Origin of the sequence: Pseudonocardia sp. CA-107938 (assembly GCF_050936315.1) — a bacterium.
In the GTDB taxonomy this organism is placed as follows: domain Bacteria; phylum Actinomycetota; class Actinomycetes; order Mycobacteriales; family Pseudonocardiaceae; genus Pseudonocardia.
In genome coordinates, this window is the sequence record NZ_JBNJNA010000001.1 from 4,480,213 (window position 1) to 4,487,056 (window position 6,844).

At 74.5% G+C, this 6,844-nt stretch carries 5 protein-coding genes; 1 reads left to right on the plus strand and 4 read right to left on the minus strand.

The genetic code is table 11. The features are described from left to right. Positions 1 to 2 precede the first annotated feature (2 nt). The 4 genes from ACQEVB_RS22350 to ACQEVB_RS22365 are packed head-to-tail and all read right to left on the minus strand — an operon-like array spanning position 3 to position 4,883. A complete protein-coding gene (locus tag ACQEVB_RS22350; RefSeq protein ID WP_432974474.1) occupies positions 3 to 1,550 on the minus strand; it encodes an ABC transporter ATP-binding protein in 1,548 nt (515 codons plus the stop codon). Further along, positions 1,547 to 2,371: an ABC transporter permease gene (locus ACQEVB_RS22355; RefSeq protein ID WP_432974476.1), complete on the minus strand. Its 825-nt coding sequence runs from the start codon at positions 2,369 to 2,371 to the stop codon at positions 1,547 to 1,549. The genes ACQEVB_RS22350 and ACQEVB_RS22355 overlap by 4 nt, the downstream gene beginning before the upstream one ends. Before the next feature lie 35 nt (positions 2,372 to 2,406). Further along, the gene (locus tag ACQEVB_RS22360; protein WP_432974478.1) at positions 2,407 to 3,348 is read right to left on the minus strand and encodes an ABC transporter permease; all 942 of its coding nucleotides are present in this window, start codon (positions 3,346 to 3,348) and stop codon (positions 2,407 to 2,409) included. Beyond that, positions 3,345 to 4,883: an ABC transporter substrate-binding protein gene (locus tag ACQEVB_RS22365; RefSeq protein ID WP_432974480.1), complete on the minus strand. Its 1,539-nt coding sequence runs from the start codon at positions 4,881 to 4,883 to the stop codon at positions 3,345 to 3,347. The genes ACQEVB_RS22360 and ACQEVB_RS22365 overlap by 4 nt, the downstream gene beginning before the upstream one ends. Positions 4,884 to 5,068: 185 nt before the next feature. Between ACQEVB_RS22365 and ACQEVB_RS22370 the strand changes: the two genes are divergently transcribed. Beyond that, entirely contained in the window at positions 5,069 to 6,472 is a 1,404-nt protein-coding gene (locus ACQEVB_RS22370) for an MFS transporter (protein ID WP_432974482.1), read from the plus strand. Positions 6,473 to 6,844: the final 372 nt, after the last annotated feature.

Below are 6,844 nucleotides of genomic sequence, written 5' to 3' on the forward strand. Positions count from 1 at the left end.
GGTCATCCCGCCCGCCGCGGGGACACGGCCAGCGGGTCGATGGGGTGGGCGTCGAGCAGGGCGTGCGTGCAGGGATGCGTGGCGTCGGCGCGGAGCCGCTCGACGGGCAGGTCCTCGACGATGCGCCCGCCGTCGAGCACGGCGACCCGGTCGCACAGCCGTTCCAGCACGTGCAGGTCGTGCGAGACGACGAGCGCGCCGGTGCCGTTCTCCGCGACGACCCGGGCCAGCAGCCGGACGACGTCGGCCTGCAGCGTCACGTCGAGTGCGGACGCGGGCTCGTCCGCGACCAGCAGCCGTGGCCGTACGGCGAGCGCGCGGGCGATCGCCACCCGCTGACACTGCCCGGTCGACAGCTCGCCGGGCCGCCGGTCGGCGAGGTCGGCCAGCCCGACCTCGGCCAGCAGCTCGTGGGCCCGGGCGCGGCGCGTGGCCCGGTCGCCGATGCGGTGGTAGACGAGCGGCTCGGCGACGAGCCGCAGCGCGCTGCGCCACGGGTTGAGGCTCGCCCGGGGGTCCTGCGGGACCAGCTGCACGGCCCGCCGGACGGCCGCCCAGCCCTGCGTCGCGGGATCGGTGCCGGCGAGCCGGAGCGTTCCGGACACGGGGCGGTGCAGGCCGAGCAGGCAGCGCAGCAGGGTGGTCTTCCCGCCGCCGCTGCGACCGGCGATGCCGACCACCTCGCCGTCGGCCACCTGGAGGTCGAGCCCGTCCAGGACGGGCCGGTCGTTCCCGGGGTGCCGGGCGGTGAGGCCCTCGACGTGCAGGAGGGCCGGGCGGTCCGTCGTCGCCGGCCGGCGGGTGCGCGCGGGCATCGCCCACGGCACGTCCCGGACCAGTCCGCGCGTGGTCGCGTGGGTCGGTGACCCGAGCACCCGCCCGGGCGGCCCGCTCTCGACCACCCGTCCGCGGTGCAGCACCACGACGCGGTCCGCCAGCGCCGCGGCCACCCCGACGTCGTGGGTGACGAGCAGCAGCGCCGTGCCGGCATGCACCCGCCTGCGGAGCGTCCGGACCAGCTCGTCCCGCGCCGGCCCGTCGAGCGCGGTGGTGGGCTCGTCGGCGAGCAGGAGGGATGGATCGGCAGCGACGGCGAGGGCGAGGCCGACACGCTGGGCCATGCCGCCGGACAGCTCGAAGGAGCGCCGGCCGGCGACGACGTCCGGTTCGGCGAAGCCGGCGTCGACGAGCAGCCGGGGGACCGGGGCCGCGGCGCCTGCGGCCTCCGCGACGAGCGAACCCACCCTGCGCAGCGGGCTCAACGCCAGCGCCGGGTCCTGGAGGACCAGCCCGATCCTGCGCCCGCGAACCTGCCGGAGTACGTGCGCCGACGTGAGGTCGTGCACGCCGTCCATCAGCATCTCCGCGGCCCGCACCCGGCCAGGGGCGGGGACCAGACCCATGATCGCCCGCAGCAGGGTGGACTTGCCCGAGCCGCTGCCGCCGAGGATGACGACGGCCTCACCGGCCGCGACGTCGAGATCGAGCCGGTCGAGCACGGTGTGCCCGCGGAAGTCCACGCCGAGCCCGCGCACCCGCAGGACGTTCACGTCGCCACCACCACCGCACTCCGATCGGACAGGTCGCGCAGTCCCTCGCCGAGGCAGGTCAGCGCGAACACGGTGACGAGCACGGCGAGGCCTGGCCCGAGCACGAGGTGCGGCTGCGACAGCGCGAGCCCCCGGGCGTCGGCGAGCATCGCGCCCCATTCCGCGAGCGGTGGCTGCGCACCCAGGCCCAGGAACGACAGGCCGGCGACGGTCGCGATGAGCTGCCCGGTCTCGATCGCGGTGAGCACCGCCAGCGGGCCGACGAGCCGGGGGAGCACCTCGCCGTGCAACAGCTGCCACCGGTTCGCGCCGAGCGCGCGGGCCGTGACCGCGGACGGTTCGGCGAGCGCGGCGCGCACGAGTGCGCGGACCAGGCGTGCGAACGGAGCCCACCACACCAGCAGCGCGCCGCCCAGCACGGTCGTCAGCGACGGTCCGCGCAGGCCGACGAAGGCGAGGACGACGATCACGGCGGGAAAGGCGACGGCTCCGTCGACGAGCCGGCGGCCCAGGTCGTCCAGCCGCGGCCCGGCGAGGCCGAGCAGCACTCCCAGGACCGTGCCGGCGGTGACGACGGCGAGCATCGTCGCTCCCGTCAGCAGCAGGGTCTGGCGGCCGCCGTGCAGGACGCGGGAGAACGTGTCGCGGCCGAAGCGGTCCGTGCCGAACCAGTGCTCGGCACCGGGCGGGGCCAGCCGGGCCCCCACGTTCTGGGCGGCCGGGTCGACGGGCGCGATCCAGGGCGCAACGAGCGCGGCCAGCACGACGACCGCCAGCAGCACCGCGCCGAGCGTGACGAGGCCGCGGCTGGTCGGAGCCACGCGCACCGGCGGTGGGGGACGGAGCCGGGTGAGCGTCATGCGACCGCCGCCGCGCCGCGGGGGTCGAGCAGGCGTGCGGCCAGGTCGAACCCGCGGTTCACCACGACGACCAGCGCGGTCGTGACCACGACGTAGGCCTGCACCACCGGGTAGTCCTGCGCCGCGATCGCCTCCACCGCGTAGTTCCCCAGCCCGGGCCACGTGTACACGGCCTCGGTGATGATCGAACCGGTGACGAGCGCGGCGAAGGCGAGGCCGCCGAGCACGAGCACCGGCGCGGTGGCCGGGCGCAGCACGTGCCGGACGAGGACGCGGCCCGGTGACGCGCCTCGAGCGCGCGCCGCGACCGCGTACAGCCGGCCGCCCTCGGCGACCAGTGACGCGCGCAGGACCCGCGACATCGTGGGCGTGATCGAGATGCCCAGCACGAGCGCCGGTAGCCAGAGCCGCTCCGTGCTCGCCGGGCCGGCGATGCGGAAGCCCACCGCTGCCGTCCCGAGCTGCAGGGCGACCGTCCCCAGCAGGAACGACGGCACCGCGACCGTCACCAGGGTGAGCAGGCGGACCAGCTGGTCGACCGGCCCGCCCGGGCGCCTGCTCGCCGCGAGCGCGAGGCCAACGGCGAGCACGACGCCGACGGCGAACCCGGCGGAGCCCAGCAGCAGGCTGGCGGGCACCCGGTCGGCCATCTCCAGCGCGACCGGCCGACCCGACCGGAACGACGTGCCCCAGTCGCCCGTCGCCATCCGGCCGAGCCAGTTCAGGTACTGCTCAGGCAGGGGCCGGTCCAGGCCCAGCTCCGCGAGCCGCTCGGCGCGGATGCGGGCCTCGTCGGCCGTGGTCAGCGCCGCCCCACCGGCCTCGCCCAGCTGCACGTCGACGGGGTCGCCGGGTGCCGAGCGGACCAGCGCGAACACCACGACCGAGGCGAGCAGCAGCATCGCCGCCAGCCCGCCGAGCGAGCGCAGGAGCCTCACTCGGGCCTCGCGAGCGCGTACCCCGGCTGCACCAGGTTCTCGTACTGCAGGGGGTGGGGGACGAAGCCGGTGACGCGGTCGCTCACGGCGGTCGCCTGCGGCCGCGGGTGCAGCGGGATCGCCGGCACGACCTCGGCGTGCAGGGCGTTGAGGTCGAGCACGGCCGCGGTGCGGCTCGCCGCGTCCGGTGCGGTGTTGGCGCGCGTCACCAGCTCCGCGACCCGCGGGACGGTGTAGCCGCCGTAGTTCCCCGAGCCGCCCTGACCGATCTGCACGGCGAACAGGCTCGGCACGTTGCCCAGCGTGGTGAAGGCCGCGGTCTGCGCGTCCCAGTCGCCGCGGTCGCGGGACTGCTTGACCAGCGCGTTGTCGACGTACGACAGCTGCACGGCCACGCCGAGCCCGGTCCACTGCGCCTGCAGCACCTCGCCGGTCGGGCCCTCGGTGCCCCACGTCTGCAGGCGCAGCGTCAGCGGCACGCCGTCCTTCGAGCGCGCGCCGTCGGCTCCGCGCGTCCAGCCCGCCTCGTCGAGCAGCCGGCCCGCGAGCTGCGGGTCGTACCGGACGAAGCCCTGCTGGTCGGCCTGCGGGTACGCCGGGTTGGAGGCGAGCCAGCTGGGCGCGGCCTCGGTCAGGCCCTCGCCGGCGATCTCGGCGATCGCGGCCCGGTCGACGCCCCACGCGAGCGCCTGGCGCACCCGCTGGTCGGCCAGCGCGGGCGCCACGGGCGAGGCCGGGTTGAGGTAGACCGCGACCGTGTTCGCCGCCGGACTGCCCTGCAGCGTCAGCCCGGCGGTCGACCGGACCTTCGCGAACGCCGAGCTCGGCAGCTGGTCGACGATGTCGGCCTGCCCGGCCAGCGCGATCTGGGCCCGCGCCTCGCCGTCGGCGACCCGCTGGACGGTGATCCGACCGATCTGCGGTCGCGGGCCCCACCAGCCCGGGTTGCGTTCCAGGGTGATCTCCCGTTCCGGCGTGAACCCGGTGACGCGGAACGGGCCGGTGAGGTCGGCGGTCGCCCCGCCGTGGGCGTACGCCGCCACGTTGTGGATCTGCAGCTCGTAGTGCGCGAGGGTGTGGCCGAGGTAGGGCGACGGGCCGTCGGTGCGCATGGTGAGCGTGCGCGGGTCGACGACGCTCACGGTCACGCCCTTCAGCAGGTTCGCCGCGAGCTCGTTGTCGGCGGCCGACCGCGCCAGTGACGCTCGCACGGCCTCGGCGTCGACCGGCGCGCCGCTGTGGAAGGTCGCTCCCGCGCGCAGCCGGACCGTCCACGCGTCGGCGGCGGTCTGCTGCACCGACGCGGCGAGCTCCGGCGCCACGCTGCCATCGGGCCGGATCTTGGCCAGCGACTCGCCGGCCCCGAAGGAACGCAGGTAGCTCGTCGTCAGCGGCTCGGCGGGATCGAGGGTGGCGTTGATCGTCGAGACCGCGAGCGTGAGGGCGTCTCCGGTCGACCTTGCCGCGTCCCCACCTCCGCACGCCGTGAGGGCCACAGCGAGCGCGGCCAGGATGGCGTTCAGCGTGCGGCGCACGATCGACTCCGTTCCGTCGGGTCGCCCAGGCCGGGCGAGGCGAGCCGCAGCGTATGTGACAATGATTATCGATACCAGTTGTTTGCCGGATCTGTTGCCTACGCCATGCGCGCCTCCCCGGGGTGAACTCAGAGTGACCGAGCGGTCGGTCCTGCGCGTCCACGCTTCGTCCGGCTCTCGTGCGGATGGCCGCGTCCGGGCTCGCGACGGGGGCCCTGCCGTTCCTGCTCGGCCTCGCCGTCCTCGACCGGTCGCTGGGCGGCACCGACCTCGGGTTCGCCCTCGCAGCCCGCACCGTGGGCTTCCTCGTCGCCGTTCCCGCTGCGGGCGTGCTCGCCGACCGGTACTCCTGGCACGGCATCGTCGGGTGGTCGGCGACCGCGGCCGCGATCGCCGGCGGGGTCGCGGCGCTCGGCATCGGAACGTCGCCGGCGGTGTTCATCGCCGCGGCAGCGGTTGTCCGAGCGGGGCGCGTGCCGGCCGGCCTTTCAGGCATTCACGGCCGAAGTGGTGGTCGATGTCGGCGAGCGCCAGAAAGCCAACGCCGCGATGACGATCGCGGGCGGGTCAGCGTCCTCCTCGCGCCGTCGGCGCGGGGTCATCGTCGGAATCACCGGATTGCTGCGGCAGGTCGCCGCCGCCGGTTACCGGGGCCTCCGACCGGATCACGGCGGGACGAGCGCCGGGAATTCCTGCGCGGATTCGTCGAAGGTCTCGCGGAGGCCCGGCGGCACCCGTGGTTCGTCGCCGGACCGGGCGCGTTGACGGCGGTGAAAGCCACCGGCTGTTCGGTCACCGCCGTCGTGCTCCCGCTCGTCTCCCGCGATCGCTACGGAACCGGCGCAGTGCTCGCATGCGTCACCACCGGCGACATGGCGGGAGCGCTGCTCGGCGCATTCCTGATCGTGAGTCGGCGTCCAGTGGCGCCGATCTGGGTTGCCTATTCGGCCTCTCCGCCTGTGCGGTGGCCCCGCTCGGCGCTGCTGTTCCCGTTCCTGTGGCGGTGCTCGTCGCGGCCCATGTGGCGACCGGCGTGGGAATCGAGCTGTTCGACGTCGCATGGTTCACCGCGATCCAGCGCGCGCCTGCTGGCCCGGGTCTCCAGCGTCGATTTCCTGCTCTCCTACGGACTGGCTCCGCTGGGCCTCGCCCTCATCGCGCCCGCTGTGACCGAGTTCGGTGCAGAACCGCTCCTCGCGATGTGCGCGGCGGTCTGCCTGATCGGCCCGCTCTCCGCACTCCGTCGTTCCGAGCTCTCCGTTTCGCCGGTGCGCGGCCGCCCATCCCGGTCGCGCACTTCCGTGACGGAGGCAGTGGATGCGCAGTTCTCGCCGAAAGAGGCGTGTCGCTGGGCGCTCTGCTCCGATGCGCGAGCAGGGGACGGAAGCGCCTCGTCGCAGGTGATCCGCAGCCGCGGCACGTGCGGTCCCGGAAGTCTCCGAGCGAGCCTCCCGGTGCCGCTGCATGATCGTCGGCCCCACGATCGAAGGACATCCGAACGATGGACTGATCGGCCCATCGTGAGTTACTGTGACCCACGTCCCCCTTCGGGAGGGCGGAACCCAGGGTTGGACTGGTCGCTGACGTAGCGCGAGCAGCTCGGCCCAGGGTTCCAGACGCGGGTTGCAGCCTCAGGCGCGACGTGCGGACATCGCAGGGCTTGGTTCCCTGTTGGCGAAATCCTGTCTGACCGGCCTTTCGGGTCGGTGTCTCTGCATCGTCTCCGCCGTTCGGGCGGTTGCATCGAGGGGTTCCTGCACATGTACGGGCACAGCGCGCACGAGGGTGAGGCCGTCGGCCTCGCTGTCGGCGTGCCCGTGTGCGTGCAGTTGCGGTTCGGTCCGGCGGACGTGGCGGTGCGGTTGCTGCGGTGGGTGCTCGCGGTGGCGGGTGCTGTTGTCGCGTTGTGGTTGGGGTCGGTGTTGTTGGCGACTCCGGCGTCGGCTGCGGTGGTTGTTCCG

Coding starts and splice junctions, on each gene's coding strand:
- ACQEVB_RS22370 (WP_432974482.1), top strand. CDS start 5,069: ATGGCCGCGTCCGGGCTCGCGACGGGGGCCCTGCCGTTCCTGCTCGGC.